The organism is Bradyrhizobium nitroreducens (assembly GCF_002776695.1).
GTDB classification, from domain to species: Bacteria; Pseudomonadota; Alphaproteobacteria; order Rhizobiales; family Xanthobacteraceae; genus Bradyrhizobium; species Bradyrhizobium nitroreducens.
In genome coordinates, this window is record NZ_LFJC01000003.1 from 6,441,667 (window position 1) to 6,461,226 (window position 19,560).

A 19,560-nucleotide genomic window follows, 5' to 3' on the forward strand; every position below is an offset into this window, starting at 1 on the left:
CACTTTCCGGTAACATCAATCCACCCTCAAATCCGATCTCTAACTCAGACCCAATCGCCCTTGATCAAATCCCACGTTTTGTAGTGCGCCCCCCCGGGAGGGTGCACGTACGCAAACCCGTCGCCCTGCATGATCACCGGCACGGCCACTTCCGCCGTTCCCCCAGCGGGAGCGAGAGGAAGATCAACGGTCGCAGGCGGGCCTGAGCGATTGGCGGCAGCAGCTCGGAGTATCGCTTCCACCGACGGAGCATAGATGCCGTAACTCCATGGTCCATTCGGACCGCCGAAGATCGGTGGATCGCTATAATGGACCCGAAACTCCTGGAATTGTGCCTCCTCCTTGAGCTCACCTTCCGATCCGCCTGCAAGAATACTGCGCAAAAACGCAGCCGCGTTGCCGGCGCCGCAAATCAGAAAAAGGTTCTCATAGTTTGCGAACGCAATCCGGCCACTCGGCTCTGCGCGCTCGCCTTCGCGGCGTCCTTCGCCTTCGCCGCCGCCACCTCCGCCACCGCCACGTTTTTGCTGGACGGGTTGCTGAAATTGTTGCTTCACGTACTCTTGCTGAATTTTCCTCTCTTGCTGCTGCGGCTGTGGCTGCGAAAGGCGTATCCTCCTGACGCCACCAACAGCTGCCGCTGAAAGTGACGCAGGCTGCGGTTCGACCCCGACCGTTTGAGGGCTGGCGATCGCAAGGCGCGATTCTTGAGTACCTGGAACCGATCCAAAGGAAATCGCAAAACCGTTCGCAACGGTTAGGCCCACCGGTTGTGCTCCGATGAAATCTTCGACCTGCTCCTTGAAGGCTGAGCGTGCGCGACGATTGACGGCTGCCTCTTGCGCTTCCGTAGCCGATAGGCTGCCCTTTGCCTCGACGATCACGACGCTGCCAGCGTCAAAGCCGTGCTGGCTTCCGGGATCATAGACATAGTCTGGCGTTTTCCTGGAGGTTCCCGCGCCGGAGCTTTGCCAAAGCTTGAGCTCAGCCGCGTTGGCACGCCAATGGAAGCCGAGGCTTTCCATCGTCAAATCCGCAACCGCAGCGCCGACATTGCCAGCCATGGAGGGGCGCTCGTCATCGGGAAGAGCATTCAATGCGGTGACGAACGACAACACTTCCGTGTCTTCATCAATGAAGGTGTTGATGCCCTCCGCCCGGGTTAGGGCATACCGCGTGAGATATTTTTCCCGCTTTTCCGAGGACAGCCCCTCCACTTGGACTTGCATGCCTCGCGTTCGGGTCACCGACAGGACGAACTGCTCCCAACCGAATTCGATCAACTCCGGCAGAGAGACGCCGCTGATGTCTTTAGCGATGGCGTGCGTCAGCGAGATGATGTTGACATTGGGAATATTTTTCTTGGCTGGTACCCAGGTCATTGCTTCCTCCCTTTGGAATCAATCCCGATCTGAATAGAAATAGCTTCCACTAAAACTGAAGCGTGGCCTTTGACGGACAATGATCCGAGATCGCAAGCAAGGGGTCAGAATGGCTTTGGCCAGCCGGCCGCGTTCCGCCGAAGCGTCCAATGGCAAGCTTGGTGGCAGAGTACGGTACAGAAATGCTCGCACTGACGAGCATCTGATCCAGTCCGATGGGATTACGACAACCGAGGCTATCCGCCTTGGTCAATGGTTTGAGTGCGTCTTGATCAAAGAGTTCACGCTTGGAGCGTTCGCAGAGTTGCTTGGCGACCGGGTTGACCTGGCATTCCGGCTCCAGGTGGAGAAGGGCGCTGGACGCAGGGGCGCCGTCGTTGACCTCGCCATAGAGGCTGCGGACCAGGACGCCGGCTGGAAGCGGGGAAGCGGGATCACTTCCGTCTGAGCGAACAGCAGATTTCGCGATCGAATTCTTCTCGTGCGAGAGATTACGGTTGAAGTCGCCCATCAGAACGACGGGCATGGTTGCCGAACTCGCTTCGAGCCAATCCTCAAGTGGGTGCATTTGCTTTTGCAGAATGGCACAGGCGTCGCCGCCACCATCAAGCTTGCCGCGGTCTTCGAGCGGGCTCACGCAGGAGGATTTGAGATGCACGGTCATGACGCGCAGGGGCTTGCCGTCGATCTGCAAGGTCAGAGATAACCCCGGCCGCACCTGATCGGTAGCAGCGAGATCCGGGAGGGAGAGGGGCGCAATGACGCTGCACTCGGAGCCCGTTCCAAGAGTCCTTTTCCAGGCGATCGCGAGCCGCTGGACCTTGAACGTGTCGAACGAGCAGATCTCGTAATCGGCGCCGTTGTTAGGCAGAACCTCGCGCACGGCCGTGGCACCGCTGACCTCCTGGAAGGTGATGATGTCGGGATCGAGGTTCGTTCGGATGAAGTCCTGGAGTTGCTGGGCGCGCTTCTGGTAAGCGGCTTCGGTCACTGGCACGATCTTGAAGCCGGCCTGGTAGACGTCACATGGTGGTTTTATGGCGATGTCCCATTTGATCTTGGCGTTCCGTCCCCATTTGAGTTCCCAGCCCGGCTTGGTCGCTCCCGTCGTTGAGGGCTCAAACAATCCACTCGCGGGATTGAGGGAAAAAGGCTGGCCGCAATCACGAATCCACTCCTTCGCCTCGGCCTGACTGAGATGCCACCCGAGATTCCACGTCGCAATCCGAATGTCTCGTGCGTGAGCGACCGGCGCTGTGCCAAGAAGGACGGCCAGGGCGAACAGGACATTTCGGCGACCAATCATCGTAGTGCTCCAGAGATTCATGCCAAGGTGGCCTATTCAACTTGAGGCGACCGCACCTGGTGCAGGTTTCCTTTGGCTTTCAGGGGTTGCATGCCGGCGGGGTGGATGGGATCCCGGCTACCAGCGACACAGCCGTTGGGAAGCTTGCCGATAGCACCCTCCCCGCCCAAGACGCTCTCGCGCGTCGCCTTTCGATCGATGCCCCATGCGTGCTCGATGGCAATGGAAATGGCTCATTCTGGTCGAAGGCGATGCTGCAAAACTGCAAAAAGCAAAATCAAACAAAGTTGAGACTATGAATCACCAGCAGTAGACCGCTGGTCCTACAGGCCGCGCTCCCTCGCGAGGGAGGCCTTGGTGCCCTTTTTGTAAGCGTCCTTCACCCACTCATCCCGCGTTTTCTTGAGGATGAGAGGATCCGCCTCGGAGCCCGGCTTCGGCTTCTTGCCCGCCTTTTCGTGGGTCCTGTTCCAGATCGCGCGGGCACGGTAGTGATTGTAGAGCCGCATCAACTCGGCAACATAGGCTTGGGCCAGCTGCGTGTTGCCCTTGATCTCAAGGACATTTTCGTCGTTGGAGTTTTCCGATGCCTTGCTGAAGTTCGGCGAGCCCGTGTAGATCGTGGGCGCGTCCGTATCCCCATCGATCACGATGAATTTGTGGTGCACGTGGATCGGCGGCGGGCCGCCGGATCTCTTCTTTGCAGCTTTTTTTGCAGGCTTTGCTTTGCCTTTTGGGGCGGAGGCGTCAAAGGGCGAGGTATCGATGGTCTTGAGCTCGGGAAGGAAACCGCGTGGCGCGTTGGTCCCAAAAGCGGCGTAGGGTAGCGTATCGGGGTTATTCTGCGAGCGGTGGAAAATGGTCGCGGCGATCTCCGGAAGCTTGCGCTTCTCGCCCTTCTTAGTTGGCTTGTCGGGATCATCGATGCTGTTGAGAAGCCCGTAGATAAGGTGTTTTGGAGAGTCTCCCTTGGCAAAGATCGCCTCCATGAGATCCTTGTCGGAGGCCGTGTACATGCAAAACAGCACTGAGGACTTCGCCTTCTTGACCGCCTCGGTCACCGTGTTGAGAAATTTTCGGCTTTCGCCGGGCTCGGGCAAAAAGAAGACGCGCAGTTCAGTGCCGTCGACGTCTGTGACGTCGTTCCAGTCCGGCGGGTCCATATCTTTCTTGCCGAGATTCTTGGCCAGCACGTTCGCGCGCTCGGCATACAGGGCGGCAAGTTCACGGGAATGGATGATATGAAGGAGGTTGGCCTGGATCGTTTGGGCTTCCGGCGTAAAATTCATCGAACCCACCAAAACCGCCTGCTCGTGCTTTTTCCGATAGGAGATGATGAACTTGTCGTGCATCAGCTTGGAAATCGCATCGCGCTTGTGGATCGAAATGTTGGGCCGCGCGGCCGCGATCTGAAGCGCTGCGGCTCGGGATTTTGTGTCATCAGCTTTGTCGAAATAGATGATTGAGCCGCGCCCTTTGAAGGCTTCGAAAGCCGGGATGATCCACCGGTTATCCGATAGATGATAGATGGCGCATTCAAAGGCATCGCTCTCGCTAAGGATCTGAGGAACGGCGTTTTGCAGGCCGTTGGCTAGCCAATCCATCCGCTTCTCAAGCGGCTTGTCCTTTTGCTTGGCAAAACTCTGCGCACTAATGACGGCACGGTTGAAGTAGGTGGCGATCTGCCCTTGGAGGGGCTTGGGCACCGTTACGGCCTTTTTGCCGGCCGCCGCGTGCTGTAGCTGCAGATCGCCCGGCCCGGTGCCAAGGACAGGAATGATCGTATACTCGAAGCTCCGGCCCTGGTCGTCGAGATTGATCCCGCCGTCCCACCAGTTGAACTTCTGGATGGGCGCCTTGTCGCTCCCCTTCGGGGCGGCTTCCTCCGCGAGAGGCACAAAGTCGAGCTTGTTGAAGAGGAATTGCGGCTTTCCGTCGCGCCCATAACCGGGATTGCGCTGAATGGCGAACCCAAGGAAATCGTCGTGTTCGGCGCCGGCTTTCCAGTCGAACGTCAAGAGCACGCAGCTCGGGCTAGCATAAGCTTTGACCGTCACCGCCGTGACCATGATCGCTCCCCCCGCTTCGAGGCGCATCATGCACGAATACGACGCTCGCGCAATACGTGCGTACGGTGTATAACGCCCGTTGAAGCGTGCGCTGAATTACTTTTGTCATATTCGCCGGAGGTTTTTGTGATGGGCATCATTGTGCCTAGCCAACTGTACAACGCTCAGGACTTGCTCGGAGGCTTCAACCCATGGGACCCCATGGGCTTCACGCTCTCCCGGGACTTTGCGATTTACCGCGAATTCGCAACCGACGGCGGGCCGGTGCCGACGTCACTCGCCGTCCGCGCCGCGCAAGCTGCGCACGACGCCGCCATTGCCGATGCCCTACGTATTTTTTTGAAAACCGTTCAACGGCCACTGGTCGGCGTGATGGGAGGTCACAGTCTTCCCCGCGACCATGCGGCCTATAAGGCGATTGCTTATTTGGCGCGCGATCTTGCCCGCGCGCGCTTTCTCTTGGTCACGGGCGGAGGGCCGGGGGTGATGGAGGCCGCCCATCTCGGCGTCGCTTTTTCTTCGACCGAGAGTGTTGGGCCGCTCGACGAGGCGATCGGCCTTCTAAGTGCGGTACCGAGAGCGCCCATTCTGGATGACCTTTTTACCGACACCTGGACCATCAAGGACGAAAAGCTCGGTGCCATCGACGACGCGCGCAAATGGCTCAAAGTCGCACTCGAGGCGCGCGCCAAGGCCCCCGATATTCTTCCGGTCAGCCTCGCTATCCCGACCTGGCTCTACGGTGCCGAGCCAACGATGCCCTTCGCGACCCATTATGCGAAGTATTTTCAGAACAGCCTGCGGGAAGAGGCTCTCGTCAATAATTCGCGCGCCGGGATCGTGTATGGCCGGCGCGGCGGTGGAACCATGCGCGAGGTATACCAGGACGTTGAGCGGAATTACTACGCGAAAACGCTCGAGGAAGTGACCCCGATGATTTTCTTCGATCCCGACAAGTATTGGGAAACGGACCCCGTCATGGGTGATACGCGAGCCACATCGCCCGGCATCAATGTGAAACCGACGATCCGTCCGATTTTGGCGCTCGGTCTTGTCTCTGACAATCGACCCAAGAAGGAAGTTGAGGCGTGCCTTGATGAGAAGCTTCTCTTCACTACGGATCATCCATCCATCATGAAAGCGCTTCGCGGCCACGAGAAAACGTCCCAGCAAAATCTCACTTTCGCGCTCGCGGCGGAGCCGCTCAAATTCGGAACCCTGCGCATGAACCGGCGGTAGCGACGAACGTGCGCGGAGACTCCGACCGTCTTTAAGTAGAGGAGAGTCCCCGATCAGATGCCGAGAACGGCGCCTGTCGGTCGCACGCGAATATTCGGTGTTAATAACATATAGGCGTATGCACCCTACTTGACACTCTTACATCCGGCTATCCGAGAGAGTGCGTGGAACGGCGTGGTGCGCAGCTCAAATTCCACGTCGCATAATGATCTTGTCAACGCTGTCAGGGGAGCCTTCGTCGCTATCGAGGAGGCCGTTCGGTCGGCCGGTGGGTATGCGTTCACAGAATACGGCGAGCGCCTGATGAAAAAAAGCATTCGATCCCGATACCGGTCCAATGGGCGACCGGGATACAAGCAAGCCCAAGGCTGAACGCGAAGGTCTGCAAACACTTTTCATCGGCGCGATGAATACATACCGGAACCCGATCTCTCACCGCTCGCTGGTGCTGGAGGTCGAGGAGGCAAAAGATCAGCTGCTGCTCGCCTCGCATCTTCTGCGCATCGTCGATGCGCGCAGGCCGAGGCCCTGAGGGACAGGCACTTCATCTCGCGAAGTTCGACTTCGGCATCGACAGATCGGTGAGGTAAGCACGAAGCGATTCATCCAGCCGCGTTGTGGCCGCTGGTGCGACGGTGCACAAGAAGTGCGCGCAGTATTCAAGGGTATGTTCCTCTATGCCAATGACGCGCCGAATCGCAGGGATGTTTGTTGCCGGATTTCGCAGGAGGAAGACTTGTTGCTCAACCGCTTGCGACCACCGCTCGCGCAACCAGTGTGCGAGAAGCGGCGCCAATGCCGTGTTCAGTGTTGAGCGCGCAATGAACTGGATCATCTTCAAGGCCGCCACAAACACATCATCCGGCTGAAGCTCCGCCCCGCGCGTGGCGACCAGATTGATGGCGGTTTCGACCGCTTCGTTCGCGGCATCGGGCTCCAACGCACCTGCCATCACGCCCACCAGTCGGGTGAGATCGGCGGAATAGTGCTGGCCGGGCATCGTGGCATGGAGCGCCTGCAGAGCTTCGGGCCTCCCCTGCAGGCTCGCAGCGATTCCGAAGCCGAAGAAGGCGTTCGCAAGAAGCCGCTGTCCGTTCGCGTCTTCAAATTTTTCCGGCGAGGCAGGTTCAATTTCGCCGTAGGTGGGATCAAGCGGCGAAAAGCTTCTGTAGCTTTGGCCGAGACCTTGAACGAAGAGGAGACCCTCAACCCAGCTCGACACGCTGGCGAAAAGCCGATGAACGTCCGAAGCTTTAATCGCTGCTTCTAGCCGCGCTGCCCGAAGGTTGATCTCCATCGCGGGAATAGCCTTGCCGCCAAGACGGCTTCGCAGCGATTCCGCAATGGACGACCCGGCATCCCTGGCAAGCTCGGCTTCCGCCAGCAAATACCATGCGATGTCGATATGCCCGAGCGGCATGTCACTCATATCCGACGGCTCTGGATTGCTGCACATGCCGGGTACGATGGCGCCCTCTTGCTCCGGCAGCATCACCTTCTTGCCAGTCACGCGAAGATTTACGCAAAAGACCGCGTGTCGAATAACCCTGTGAAGATAGCCAGCCCCAAGTGACGCCGTGGGATCAAATTGAGGCAGCCCTTCCAACGCTTTGGCCAAAGATGCAATGGCGTCGGGAAGACGCCCCGCCAAAAACTCGGCAATTCCGCGATCTGCGACAAGACCCAGGGTCATCATCGCCAAACCGTCAGTCACGATTTTCGATCCCGCATCATGCGCGGCGTCAAACCATCGCGCCGCATCCTCCCAATCGCCCGTCTCCGCTGCGCTTATCCCGGCCTCCCGCAACATGAAGGTCTGTTCGACAAAATCGTTTCGGGCGGCTTTGTCGGCGGAGTCGCGCAAGAGAGCCAGGGCGGCGGCGTGATCTTTCCGACGGTAATAAACCTTGGCGCGCGCCCTCGACAGGACAGGATCGGCGCCAAGTTCTTGCTCGGCCTCGTCCAGAGCTTTCAGCGCCCCCTCTGGGTCGACGGCATACTCGTCAAGCATGACGCATCGGGCGACGTAGCAGCGTAGTGCCAATTGACGAAGACCCCAGCGAAGCGCTTGCGCGGCCATCTCATGATAAAGCTGCGCGCACCTCGCGAAGTCGATGCTTTGCCGGGACTCCGCCAACCACGCGTGATTGACGATGACCGAGAAATCGCTTGGCAATTCCGCCACATTCACCAAAAGCGCGGCGCGCTGCTCGGCGGAAAGGCTATCGAGGCTGTCAAACACGGCTTTAAGTTCAAGGACACTGCCGATTCCGGAAGCCTGCAACAGAAACAATATCCCACAGACCGTGGGCGTTTTTATGCCACCAATCGGCTGATCGAGAGTCCCAAAATCGACATCTGTCCCGGCAAGCGCAGCGAAGCGCAGGATGAGCCCTACCCAGTCGGGCAGGAGCGCAGACAGCGAGGTGTCGCTGAGCGCTTTTCCAATTGCCAACTTCTCGAGCTCGGGATGGGTGGATGCGGCCTGAGCAACCTCCCTTTGCAAGGCCTGCCAGGACTCTGCGACTGCCTCGCGGTCCCGGGCGGGGGCGCGAAGCACCAGTTGTGAGAGGCGAAGCAATACCGACACATGCGTGTCTTCCGCAAAGATCGGTCGATCCGTCCTGTGGAGCCGAATCCCGGTGATCCAGTCGGCAAGATCTCTCCTGACCGATTTCTTCGCGGTAAGAATTCCAATTGCAAGTTTCATGAGGGCTGGCTGCGATTTTCCGCGCAGCCCGTGAAGAAACGCCGTGTTCGCCTTGAGAATATCGAGTACCGAACCAGCGGTGTACGCCTCCGCGATGGCCCGGTTCACGCCGAGCTGTGCAGATAGCCCTAACGTTTCCTCCCCGGCATTCGCGACGAGTGGCGAGACACGGTATTGCTGTTGGGCATACGGCTCGATCCACGGGCCAACCAACAGGTCGAGCTGTTCGCCAGGTGCGGGAATAGGCGGCTGGAGTTCAGCAAGGGTCAGTACGATCGGGCGATCAAACCTGCCGATCGTCAGGCTAACGCGATATAGGAGTGCCTTCGCAGCTTCGGGGAGTGCTGTCACGAGTTGGCGGCGCGCGGCGACGCGTTCGGCTTCAACGTCGTCCGAGCGCTCAAACTCGCGGAGGCGCTTTAGCTCGTCCTCAGGCCATGCCCGGGCCCGTAATCCGGATATCAGTGCGTTCACAAGCTGCGGATGGCCAAATCCTCCGGCGAGATAGAGCGTTTGCGCCCATTTCGCATCGCCGCCGCCACCGACAACCATTTCCTCGACTTCATCTGTTGAAAGATCAGGGACAGTAAGACATACGCTCTGATCAAGGCCTGCCTGAGCCAAGGCTCGCCCTGACGGCTGATTGTAAGCCGTAATGATGCAGACGGCGTCGGTGCGCCGGATCATCGAGAGCAACCGAGCCAAGGCATCGCTGACGCCGGGATCGTCAATCTCGTTCAGATCGTCCAGCAGCAACGCACGCGGACGTGTTGCCGGAAGTTCGCGGGCGGCCAGCCGCAACTGGGTGACGGATTCCGACGGCGAGGCGTTCCGCAGATCAACAATGCGGATGTCGTTGCTGAGCTCCCGGGACGACAGTCTGGCAATCAGCGTTTTACCTCGCCCGGAACTCCCGGTGACAACGGCCGCTCCAAAACCACGGAGACGGCCGATGACCTCGTCAGTAACGAGGGCCTGCGCGCCAAGATGGCAGGCAGAGGAAGGTCACTTTCGGTTGCAAGAACCGTTGGCGTCGCAATTCCCTCTCCTTGCGAACCAGCGAGGCGATCTGCTGCCTGTTGCAGAATTGCGTTCGCTGCAATTCGGGGAACGCGGACGGTGGTGGCATTCTCCAGCAACTTTCGAAGGCCGAACGCATCAAGGCGGCGCGGTTTGCCATGGACGATCGTGTCGAGGACATGCATCAGAACGGTACCGACGAGGTCTTCGCCATCGTCAGCATAAAATTGGAGTTCTTCTGAACAATACGTCGCCAGCCGTGCCGACAGGGTGTCCTGAACCGCTCGGAGGTCAGGCTGCCCGCAATCCCATTGCAGCCGTTTCAGGAAGTCATTCCGCAGCGCCTCATCGTCCCGCGCGTTGATGAACCGCGCGACTCTTTCCGAGAGGCCGGAAGCCAGCAAGACCTTGCGTAGCGGCGCAACGTCGGCAGCGGCCGCCGCCGACCGCCAATATTCAAGAGTTGGCTTGCCTCCGGCACGGTCGGCAACTGCACGTTCCTGCCCAATTGGAGAGGTCGATAGATAATGGACAAAAACGTTCGTTTGCGGGTTTCGCTCCACGAGGTCAACAAATGCATCGAGCGCTTCCTGGACGCCTTCGGAGTTGATCGTGACGGTAGATGGGCCTGTGTCTTTGACTTGCACCGCTTTGAGCGCGCCCTGCGCGGCAACGGCATAGTCTTCGGCAACCTCGAGGTACAGCTCCTCCTGATTCCGGAGCTCGATCCAGGCAAGCGCACTCGTGTAAAGCTGATACGCGTATCCGCGCAATGACGCGACGGCTTCCCGTGATGGATCGCCAACCGGAGGTGCGTTTAGCCGGGGACCGGCGTTGAATTGCGAGGTTCGGGCCATGACGGGTGAAGCTGACAATACCAGCTCAAATGTGCAAGGGTTGAAATCTCGCTTACCACACCTATCCCGCGATCCGACGCCAGACGTGTTCGGCGACAAGCGCCCGGCCGATCGGGCTTTGCCCTAACGCGTAAGTGCGGATTGGGAAGGAGTAAGAGGCACCCGCTTGAAGGGCAGTGATAACGACGCCAGCGAAGCTGGCGCGACCGAAAGCGAGTGCAGTCGCGAGACCGGTTAAGAAGGCACCCGCGTTCGGGGCAGTGATAGCGGTGCCGCGCAGCGGCAGCCCCTAACGCGAGTGCCTCCGGCGAGCGACCCCGTATTGCGCAAGGGATCGAAGCCGCATGGCCGAGACCCTGCGTAGCCCTGTGCGAAGCAGGGGCTCGGTTCACGAGAGCCCGTTCCGCGACCAGCGGATGCGCTCAGCGAGCTATCGATTTGGATTGTTCGTTCTGTTTGAGGCGCGATATCTTGCGGCATGTGCAATCTTTACAGCCTCACAAAGGGCCAGGCCGCCATCATCGCGCTGACACGGGCCATGCGCGACACAACGGGCAACCTTCCGCCCATGCCGGGTATTTTTCCCGACTACCGCGCGCCCATTGTACGCAACGCGCCGGACGGCGTGCGCGAATTGTCGCTCGCCCGGTGCGGAATGCCCCCCTCGCATGCGGCCTTGTTCGAAGCTACCAAGAAGCGCGCCGCAAAGCTGGAAGCCAAGGGCAAGACGGTGGACTTCAAGGAACTGCTGCGCATGGAGCCGGACAGCGGCACCACCAACATCCGCAACACCGGGAGCAAGCACTGGACACGCTGGCTTGGAGTTGAGAACCGATGCGTCGTCCCATTTTCCTCCTTCAGCGAGTTCAACAAGGCGGAAGGCGGCGATATCTGGTTCGCGTTCGATGAGAGCCGGCCGCTGGCCGTATTCGCCGGGCTCTGGACCAACTGGACCTCGGTGCGCAAGGTCAAGGAAGGCGAAACCACAAACGATCTATTCGCGTTTCTTACCACCGATCCCAACGACGTGGTCGGCCCTATTCACCCCAAGGCCATGCCCGTGATCCTGACCAAGCCCGACGAGATCGAGATCTGGCTAAAGGCGCCGGTGGAAGAAGCGCTGAACTTACAGCGGCCTCTTGCGGACGGCGTTCTGCGGATCGTAGCGACGGGTACCAAGGAAGATCAGCCGCTGGGCGGATAAAACGTTACGATAAAGTTGAGCCAACGACCGGTGTCGAGCGCTAAGAATACGCCGGGAGGATTGAATGTGACCCCAACAGCCAAAGATACGGCAGAAGATCCCTTCACGGTGCTGCGCCCAAGGCTGCAAAAGGCGTTGAAGGGCTTTTCGCGAGATTCCGCAGATTGGAGCGAACAGGCACCGACGAAGAGCGTAAAACCGGAGCCCGAACAGTTTCCCGTCCCGGAGTTGATCCTCTTTGCGCTTCGCAACGTCCTTGGCTTTCGTTGGTTCGGTCCTGGCGAAAAGATGCGGTGGGCGGTCAATTTCGGTTTCAACGGCGCGCCGGTCTCGCTGGAAATGGCGAAATTTGGCTTCAGGATTTACGCGGCTGAATCCGTCGATATGAAGCGGCTGTGCGGCCAGTTGCAGGTTGCGGTCAAGCATGTCGAAGATTGGCTAGAGCCAATAGCGAAACAGCAAGCCGCAGCCGGGAACGTCACGGTTGCCAACCGGCACTCGGAATTTGATTCCCGCTACCGGTTCTTCCGCGATCTTGCAGACCGATCGTACCGGACAGCGGAGCGGAAACCGCGCGCGAAGCCGGCAAAGGCAAAACCGGATTCGCTTTCACCGGTGCTTGCCGAGTTCGCCCGCGGCTGGAACCAAACCATGCGCGCGCGGACGCAAGGCTTCTATCATTCAACGGCAATGGTCGATGCCTATTTCAGCAGGCTCGAACATAATCTTGTGCTGCTGCGCGCGTTCTCCGGCAAACCGCTGCTTGAGGGTGAGCTCACGGCATATTTGAGTAAGCTCTGGGATGAGAAGTTGAAAGCGCTGGTCGATGTGGACGAACCTGCAATGCAGAAGCTGTACTCCGATCTGAAACGCATCAAGGAGCGCGTCCGGAATCCATTTGCGCACGGCGGCGTCGAGAACGATGGCGGATCGCTCTTTGTTCACATCCCGACTGTTGGCGCGCTTCCGGCAAACTTCACGCAAATCCGCAACAGCGTAAGGTTCAATTTTATTCCGGTTGAGAAGGATGATCATGGCGCGGCCTGCGCTGTGTTTGACGAGTTTGACGAAGCGATGCGCAACGGACCACTGTCAAGCGCGCATGACTTCATTGAAGCAAGCGTTGATCCGGTTTACTCAGCCGACCAGATCGCGCTCTACAAGCGGCTGTGTGAAGGCACCACTCAGGAGCGCAAAGAATGGATCATGCATTGGAGCTACGAGCAGGACCGGCACGATAACATGGATTATTGAGCGTATTGCGCTCCGTCAGCGGCGCGTTTCTGGTCGGATATCGATGACCTCGCCTCGGCGCTTTACCAAAAGGCGGCGCGAGTGGCATGGACAGCCGGGAACCCAAGCAACCTGTGACGAAACCGGGAGATATGTACGTACCAGACCTGCATATCGATACCCTGAAGGTGAAGTCGCGCAATTTTCGATGACAATTCCCCATATTCGCTTTTAGCTCGCGAGCTGCATCAAGACGCCGCTCGAATCTCCAATGGCGACGCGCCCAAGCGGGTAAAAAGGCGCTTTCTGCACGTCAAAACTATAATCTGCACATTCTCTCCTGCTCGCATTAGCACATCGAACATACTCTCGATCCGTTCGTCGTCGGAGAACGCTAGAGCGTCATCAAGGATAACTGTGGCTGGCCGTCCTTGCCCGAGCAGGAGCTCCGCGAATGCAAGCCGGGTCAGAACGGCAAGCTGCTCTTTTGTCCCGCCGCTTAACACTTCGAAATCTTCGCGTTGACCGCTCCGCTGGAGAGCCGCAATTTGCAGGTTTTCATCGAGGACGATGTTCGACCCGGGCAACAACATCTTTAAGTAAGGTTCAACCCGACTTACGACCGGCGCGAGGTAGCGTGTTTTCGCTTCACCCTCTGCCGTCTCTAGCGTATCTAGTAGCAATTGAAGGACATCCGCTTCTTCGTGAAATTCCGCGATCGTGTTCGTGAGGCGGTCCCGTTCGGCCTCGGCGCCGAGAAGCATTTCCTCAACACCGGCCCCCTCGTTTGCCTCAATCAACGCCGTCAGCCGGGTAACCTCATTGCTCAAGCTTGCAATAGATTGGTGGTGATTACTGGCTGCCCTCTCCAGCCGCTTGATCCTGGCGTCAATAGCCTCAAGGCTTTCGCCCTCTTCCCGTTCCTTCTCGATCAATAGCGTATCCGCCACGACCGCTTCGCGCTCCAGCGCTTCTGCAGCTGAAGCGAGTTGCTCGTCGCTTCCGCTCGTCCGACTCGCGGCTAGGTCTGCCTTCTTGCTCTCGATTGTGCCATTCAATCCCGCCATGCGTTCCCGGACTTGACGCAGTTTCTTCTCGGCCTGAAGTAGCACATCCGCGGGGCCAGCCATCTCCGCATCCGCCGTCTTGATCTCGGCCTCTAGCCGCGCTCCATCATCAAGATTTTCCTGGATATCCCGCGCCAGCGCGCTCTCGGCCGGGATTTCTGTAAGTTCGCAGGCCTTCATATCAACTTTGAGCCGACCGCGCAGTTCGCTCAAATGGCTCCTAAGAGCGTCTAACCCTGGCGCGAGCTTCTTGGACTTGTCGCCGGGAACGAGGCGAGCCAGTTCCTTCCCGATGTCGCTGAGGCGACGTACGTGCTCCTTACGTTGAGCTGTCGCCGCGCGCGCCGCGGCAAGGCTTTCAACCCCAGCGGCCTGCAATGCGTCTTTCATCTCCTGAACAGCAGCCTCGCGCCGCGCCAGCAACGCGCCTCGGTTCTTGATTTGAGGCTCAATGGTGATTGTTCCAACGCGCGCAATAGCAACCGTTGTCTTGCCCATGATGGGCATGGAACTGGCAGAAGCGGCAATCGCATTGCCATCGACCAGAATGCTATCCCGCGCATCATCGTGAACGGCAAAAGAAACAGTCGTCGCCACGGCGCTCATGGCGGCATCCGCCGCCGCACATTCAGTCACGGCCTCTTCAATGCGAGTAACTCCCTCGTCGGTCGCCGCAATCGCTCCGATCATTTCCCCGAGATGCTGACGTTCCAGCTCCAGGGCCGCAGAAGTGTCAATAACGTGCTGATGCTGAGTGGCTTCTGCGCTCAGCGTGACAACATTGCGGACCCGCTCCAACTTCCGCGTTCGCTCGGCATTCTGGGTCGTCTTGATACGGAGGTCCGCCAGCTTTGCTTCGCCTTTCGAAACAGCGACCTGAGCATCCGCCTGCGCAGCGAGCGCCGCATCGTTCTGCGCGCCAAGCTCCGAGAGGCTGGCTTCTAGCGGTCGAAGTTCTTCAACAGCCTTGACCCGATCATCCACCAGCTTCCGGGCCTGTGTCGCCCTCTCAAGTGCTAGCTTAGCCGCGCTTCGCGCACTTCCGACCTCGGCCGCGCGGGTCACAGCGACCGTGCGCTTGGTGCGCTCGCCTTCAAGCTCTAGCCGGTGCGCATTTTCGTCCCATCCATCCAGCTCTTGCTTGAGATCATGCTTGTTGCGCCCAAGGTCTTCCATGAACTGGAACACGGCCTGACGCTTTGCTTCCAAATCGATTACCTGCTGCTTGGCATCGGAAAGCTTGTCGACCGCGTCTTTGAACCTCCCGCGAGGTCCCCTCGCCCCTCGAAGAGCGTCCAGCGCGTCCCTTACAGCTTTGGGAATCTTTTGACCCCGCGTGCCGCCGGTGACAAGGCCAACTTGGGCTTCAAGGCAACCTTGCATGGTCCGCTGAGCCTGCTCATTCAGCTCGACGTCGCCGAAGGACTGGCCTTGCTGAACCCACAGCGTCCCCCAAATTCCGGGCTCGCCCCCGCTCCTCCCGCCGCTGAAGCCGAGCAAACGCTGCAATTCCGCTTCGGCAGCTTCGTCCTCGAACAACCGCTGGTCCGAGCACGACAGCATTGCTTTCCCGGCCTGCCCCGCAAACCGCTTGTGGATCAGCCAGCTCTTCCCGTCCACGTCAAATGCAAGCTTGACCTCTGGGACGGTTTGGTTAGCGAGATGCCGGAAGGCCTTCACATGAGCGGCTGTGGACTTGGCCTTTTCGAATATAGCGGCGTTGATAGCCTCCAGCAGCGTGGATTTACCAAGCTCGTTTCGGCCGACTAAGACATTGACATTGTCGCCAATGCAATCGACCCGGAACGTTCCGACGAATTTCCGAAAATTTGTGAGTTCGACCGAGCGAATTTTCATGATCGCGCTCCTTGGCGAAGGTGCTCGACATACAGGCGCTTCAGAGCTTGCGCGGCGGTGTGCGCTCGTGCCCCGTTCGATGCGTCGGCGGCGATGAGCCTGAGACGGTCCGCAGCAACGCGTACGAAGCCGGCGCGATCAATGTCATCGAGATCTTGCTCCGTGGGATTGAGAGCCAAGCCGGAATCATCGAAGCGCATTGCCCTGAAAGCAGTCCCCACGCCCTGCACAATCTGCTCTTCAAATGCCTTACGACCGGAAAGGGATAGAACGCCCTCCACGCGCAAGTCGATGACGAGCTCGCTGAGGTCCGAATTGAGCGCTCGAAGCTGGGTTTCCAGCGAATTAATCTGGCTGTCTTCGGTCAGTGTCCTTTCAATACGGTGCCACTGATGCCTGCCGGTCAGAATGGGGGTAACCGACGGCACCATCCTTGAGCGGTTCACCTCGACAAGCAGCGCAGAACCGCCGTTGCAGAGCGACGTCACTGCGTTTGGCGGAAGTTTGAACTGATCCGGTTCCGGCGTTCCGCTGTACCAGCAGCGATCATTGACCTTGATCTGCCTGTGCCAATCGCCCATGGCAAGATAAACAAGGCCGGCTTCGTCAGCGCGAGTTGGCGCAACATAATTGCTCGCGTCTCCTTCCGAGCCGAAGCCTTGGATTGAGCCATGAGCCATGCCGATGCGGATGGCGCCCTCCGGCGTAGGATCGTCGTTCATGTAGGCCGTGAGGTCATCAACGCTTGATGTGAAGCGCAGCGGAGCAGGTAGAAGAAACACTGGGGCGCCATCATCATCCGCAATTTGAACCGCGCCAGGCCGAACATGCAGGCTCACGTTGGCCGGCAATTGAGAACGGGCCAAGCGATCCCAAAGCCCGCTCTCGCGCACATGGTCGTGATTGCCCGGCATGAGATGCCACTGAACCGTGCTGAAGGAGCGCATGTTTTCGATCGCTCGGCCGAGCGTCTGCTGGCTCATCTGTTGCTTTTCGAAGATATCCCCGGCAATCAGAACCGCGGTCGCGCCCGCCTCGACCGCGGCTTCACCAAGAGTGCGGACGACCGCTTGTCGCGCATCCTGGAGGATGTTCGCGACCTCGGGTACGAAATACCCGAATGCTTTACCGATCTGGAGATCGGACGAATGAATAAATTTCATGGACACACCTTCAACTTCGAATCTGCACTAAGGTAGGCCTTCAACTTGCACGGAAATAGAGAAAAACGCTGGCTACCGACGGTTGTCCCCGTATGTCGCCGATATTTGCCTCGCCCTTCCCTGCGATTTACTCATGTGCGCGGCAGGTGGCCGAACGCATAGACCTCCGCTTCGATTGACCCACACTCAATATCGTCGAGTGCGAACACCGAGCCAGCCGCATATTCAAGCGCGATGCCTCCATGCAGTCGGCGCAGGAGCTCGGATACGGCGAGACAGCCGGCGATCAAGCCGACAAATGGCACCCCGACGGTTCGCGACGCGAGCTGCGCAAGGCCACAAGCGTCCATGCCAGCCTTCTTGAGTTGCTGATACGCAGGCATGCTTTCCGGGGAAACGGCGCGGTCGCTAATTTGCCGCGACCAGATCTCTTTAGCGGTGCGGGTGGCTGGGAACGTGTGCACGGCGAGGCTCCGAAAGGCTTCTGGCCCGGCGCCAAGGCCAGCCTCGACCACGAGGTCAAAACCTGCTTCCTCCAGGGCGGTTCGTGCGAGCGCGTTATCCACGCCGCACAACGCAACGCGCGGCTCATCCGGAGATCGCCGTATCCAGCCGCCAAAGCGACGCTCCTCAACGAAGGTCTGGAAGCCTCGCTCCTCAAGCCAATCCGAGACGACACGGCCCTTGCGACGGCCAATATCTTTCCTGAATGAAAGAGGCGATGTGCTGTCGTTGGATGCCGCGATGCGGTCGAAGTCTTGCAGCACGAGGGTCGCCTTCTGCGGCTCGCAGTAAGGGAGAGCCGATAGCAGCCATGCGAAGGCCTGCCCGAGATTTCCAAGGCCGATGATCCACAGGCTGGAGGGCAGGTAAGCCAGGCGCGGCTCGCTGTGATCGGAGATGAGCCAGTCCTGACCAGGCCGCCAAAGGGAAAGGCCGTGCGCGCGCCGACCCGCAAGCAAGTGATCGCCTGCGCAAAATGCAAACGCTTCGGCGGCGCACACCGCCGCCGCGAGCATGGGGGCCAATTCCATCCCGGAAGTTTCGTCGAGTTTTGCCGGATGACCCGCCATCACGACGCCGCCACGCCACCCCTCCCATGTTACACGCCACGCCGGGCGTATGGCGGTGGCAGCGCTGCCAATCATAGCTTGCGGCCAGTCTGCTGGCGGCGACGACGTGATCGTCCCTCCGAGCTCGGTGACCGCATCAGCGAGAGACGAAGCTCTCGAAAGTTTCGACACACAAGCGGCGCCCTTGGGAATCCCGCACACATGGACGCCGTTGAGCAGTGTTCGGCGCGCAAGATTGACGAGGGTGAGCAATGCCGCCTGGTGCAAGGCACTGGTGGCAAGCTCGGGCCCGACGTGGACAACGAGGCCAAACGACTTGAGGATAGCGATCGCTTCCTCGTGCGTGGACGCGCGCCCATTGTCCATGAAATACTTGGCGGTGCGATGCAGTTCGGTGTGATCGATTGGTATGGACATCGTCAACTCCAGAAGCCGGTGTAAAGAAAATGCGGTGCGCGCGCGGGACTGTGGTCCAGCCAAGCGTGGTCACCCCGGTACTCGTAGATGCCCATGCGCTTCGGATTGATGGGCCAGCGGGCGAAATCTGGTACGATGAGCGCAATGTGGCCTTGGCGCGCCACCATCGGATTGGTTCGGTCGGAATCGCTTTGGAACCCGGCTCCCGGATGCGTGTGAACGTCGGCGACCACGGAGAGGCCGCGCTCGCGGCAAATCGCCCAAAGCTTCGCAAAGGCATCCGCATGGAGCACGCAGACGCCCGTAGCATAGGCTCGCGGATCGAGTTCGTCGTAGAACACGATCTGCTCCACCTCGCGCCGCGCCCCGTGCGTCGCTCCGAGGAGGAACGCACCAGCCTCGTGGCGGCGTTGGCCGCGCCGATCAAGTTCGGCAACAAGCCCGCGCCAGCGATGGGATGAACAGCAAAGGCGATGTTCAGGCGCCCACCACGCCCGAATAGTCGCTATGATTGAAGAGATCATACAGTTGCTCCAAGTAGCAGATGATGCCGCGCGCGGGGTTCCACATGCGGCTCGGGTATTTGATTGGCCAGTCGTGATGGCCCTCGATCGAAAGACGGTCGCATGGCAGGTACAGGCACTGGCCGAACTTCCAGTCAGGGCGAAACACCGCCACAACATGCGTCGGCCCGGTCGGCCATCGCGACGGAGGCAACGGCGCATCTCGGCCGAGATCCCACGGCTGCGCGGTAACCGGGGTCTGGCGGTAGCCAGTGCACTCGAAACGGAAGCCGAACTCGTCGGGTGCGTTCGGGCGCGCCGGGGCACTCACTGCGATGATGACGTAAGGCCAGCGCAGCGAGAGAAAGCGCCAACGGCCCTCGGCTTCGCCGCAGCGAAATTCCGCTGCGGCGAGATCCTGATCGAGAAGCAAGCGATCCGGGGGGATTGGCGCGTTCAT

Annotated in this window: 13 protein-coding genes and 1 pseudogene; 4 read left to right on the forward strand and 10 right to left on the reverse strand. The window is 59.4% G+C overall.

Annotation, left to right across the window (positions count from 1 at the left end; all coding sequences use genetic code 11):
* Nucleotides 1–44: 44 nt before the first annotated feature.
* The 3 genes from TSA1_RS30725 to TSA1_RS30735 form a co-directional block, all read right to left on the reverse strand.
* A complete protein-coding gene (locus TSA1_RS30725; RefSeq protein ID WP_100179591.1) occupies nucleotides 45–1,382 on the reverse strand; it encodes a hypothetical protein in 1,338 nt (445 codons plus the stop codon).
* Between the two features lie 49 nt (nucleotides 1,383–1,431).
* Nucleotides 1,432–2,688: an endonuclease/exonuclease/phosphatase family protein gene (locus tag TSA1_RS30730; RefSeq protein ID WP_161497281.1), complete on the reverse strand. Its 1,257-nt coding sequence runs from the start codon at nucleotides 2,686–2,688 to the stop codon at nucleotides 1,432–1,434.
* A 323-nt stretch (nucleotides 2,689–3,011) separates the two neighbouring features.
* Complete coding sequence (locus TSA1_RS30735) at nucleotides 3,012–4,787, reverse strand: phospholipase D-like domain-containing protein (RefSeq protein ID WP_100179593.1); 1,776 nt, start codon at nucleotides 4,785–4,787, stop codon at nucleotides 3,012–3,014.
* A 99-nt stretch (nucleotides 4,788–4,886) separates the two neighbouring features.
* On the opposite strand from TSA1_RS30735, the gene TSA1_RS30740 reads away from it, so the two are divergent.
* Nucleotides 4,887–5,996 carry an LOG family protein gene (locus TSA1_RS30740; protein ID WP_100179594.1) on the forward strand — a complete coding sequence of 370 codons (1,110 nt, stop codon included), beginning with the start codon at nucleotides 4,887–4,889 and terminating at the stop codon, nucleotides 5,994–5,996.
* Between the two features lie 322 nt (nucleotides 5,997–6,318).
* Nucleotides 6,319–6,528, forward strand: a pseudogene (locus TSA1_RS30745) (TIGR02391 family protein); the annotation flags it as partial.
* 12 nt (nucleotides 6,529–6,540) lie between these two features.
* Here TSA1_RS30745 and TSA1_RS30750 read toward each other — a convergent pair.
* On the reverse strand, nucleotides 6,541–9,507 hold the full coding sequence (locus TSA1_RS30750) for a tetratricopeptide repeat protein (protein WP_145984398.1): 2,967 nt from the start codon (nucleotides 9,505–9,507) through the stop codon (nucleotides 6,541–6,543).
* Between the two features lie 86 nt (nucleotides 9,508–9,593).
* Nucleotides 9,594–10,499, reverse strand: coding sequence for a hypothetical protein (locus TSA1_RS30755; protein WP_100179597.1), 906 nt, complete (start codon nucleotides 10,497–10,499; stop codon nucleotides 9,594–9,596).
* Between the two features lie 562 nt (nucleotides 10,500–11,061).
* Between TSA1_RS30755 and TSA1_RS30760 the strand changes: the two genes are divergently transcribed.
* Together TSA1_RS30760 and TSA1_RS30765 are read left to right on the forward strand one after the other, a co-directional pair.
* Complete coding sequence (locus TSA1_RS30760) at nucleotides 11,062–11,787, forward strand: SOS response-associated peptidase (RefSeq protein ID WP_100179598.1); 726 nt, start codon at nucleotides 11,062–11,064, stop codon at nucleotides 11,785–11,787.
* Between the two features lie 66 nt (nucleotides 11,788–11,853).
* Entirely contained in the window at nucleotides 11,854–13,041 is a 1,188-nt protein-coding gene (locus TSA1_RS30765; protein WP_145984399.1) for a hypothetical protein, read from the forward strand.
* Nucleotides 13,042–13,268: 227 nt separating this feature from the next.
* On the opposite strand, the gene TSA1_RS30770 is transcribed toward TSA1_RS30765, so the two are convergent.
* From TSA1_RS30770 to TSA1_RS39395, 5 genes are all read right to left on the reverse strand, one after another.
* Entirely contained in the window at nucleotides 13,269–15,944 is a 2,676-nt protein-coding gene (locus TSA1_RS30770; protein WP_100179600.1) for an AAA family ATPase, read from the reverse strand.
* A complete protein-coding gene (locus TSA1_RS30775) occupies nucleotides 15,941–17,107 on the reverse strand; it encodes a metallophosphoesterase family protein (protein WP_100179601.1) in 1,167 nt (388 codons plus the stop codon). The genes TSA1_RS30770 and TSA1_RS30775 overlap by 4 nt, the downstream gene beginning before the upstream one ends.
* 131 nt (nucleotides 17,108–17,238) lie before the next feature.
* On the reverse strand, nucleotides 17,239–18,597 hold the full coding sequence (locus TSA1_RS30780; protein WP_100179602.1) for a ubiquitin-activating E1 family protein: 1,359 nt from the start codon (nucleotides 18,595–18,597) through the stop codon (nucleotides 17,239–17,241).
* A gap of 2 nt (nucleotides 18,598–18,599) precedes the next feature.
* Entirely contained in the window at nucleotides 18,600–19,121 is a 522-nt protein-coding gene (locus TSA1_RS30785) for a Mov34/MPN/PAD-1 family protein (protein ID WP_161497283.1), read from the reverse strand.
* Nucleotides 19,075–19,560, reverse strand: a complete 486-nt coding sequence (locus tag TSA1_RS39395) for a DUF7665 family protein (protein WP_161497284.1) — start codon at nucleotides 19,558–19,560, stop codon at nucleotides 19,075–19,077. The genes TSA1_RS30785 and TSA1_RS39395 overlap by 47 nt, the downstream gene beginning before the upstream one ends.

Bases quoted from the DNA above. Each gene is read 5' to 3' on its own strand.
- TSA1_RS30780 (WP_100179602.1), bottom strand. From the start codon at position 18,597: ATGTCCATACCAATCGATCACACCGAACTGCATCGCACCGCCAAGTAT.
- TSA1_RS30735 (WP_100179593.1), bottom strand. From the start codon at position 4,787: ATGATGCGCCTCGAAGCGGGGGGAGCGATCATGGTCACGGCGGTGACG.
- TSA1_RS30785 (WP_161497283.1), bottom strand. From the start codon at position 19,121: ATGATCTCTTCAATCATAGCGACTATTCGGGCGTGGTGGGCGCCTGAA.
- TSA1_RS30730 (WP_161497281.1), bottom strand. From the start codon at position 2,688: ATGATTGGTCGCCGAAATGTCCTGTTCGCCCTGGCCGTCCTTCTTGGC.
- TSA1_RS30740 (WP_100179594.1), top strand. From the start codon at position 4,887: ATGGGCATCATTGTGCCTAGCCAACTGTACAACGCTCAGGACTTGCTC.
- TSA1_RS30725 (WP_100179591.1), bottom strand. From the start codon at position 1,382: ATGACCTGGGTACCAGCCAAGAAAAATATTCCCAATGTCAACATCATC.
- TSA1_RS30775 (WP_100179601.1), bottom strand. From the start codon at position 17,107: ATGAAATTTATTCATTCGTCCGATCTCCAGATCGGTAAAGCATTCGGG.
- TSA1_RS39395 (WP_161497284.1), bottom strand. From the start codon at position 19,560: ATGAACGCGCCAATCCCCCCGGATCGCTTGCTTCTCGATCAGGATCTC.
- TSA1_RS30770 (WP_100179600.1), bottom strand. From the start codon at position 15,944: ATGAAAATTCGCTCGGTCGAACTCACAAATTTTCGGAAATTCGTCGGA.
- TSA1_RS30760 (WP_100179598.1), top strand. From the start codon at position 11,062: ATGTGCAATCTTTACAGCCTCACAAAGGGCCAGGCCGCCATCATCGCG.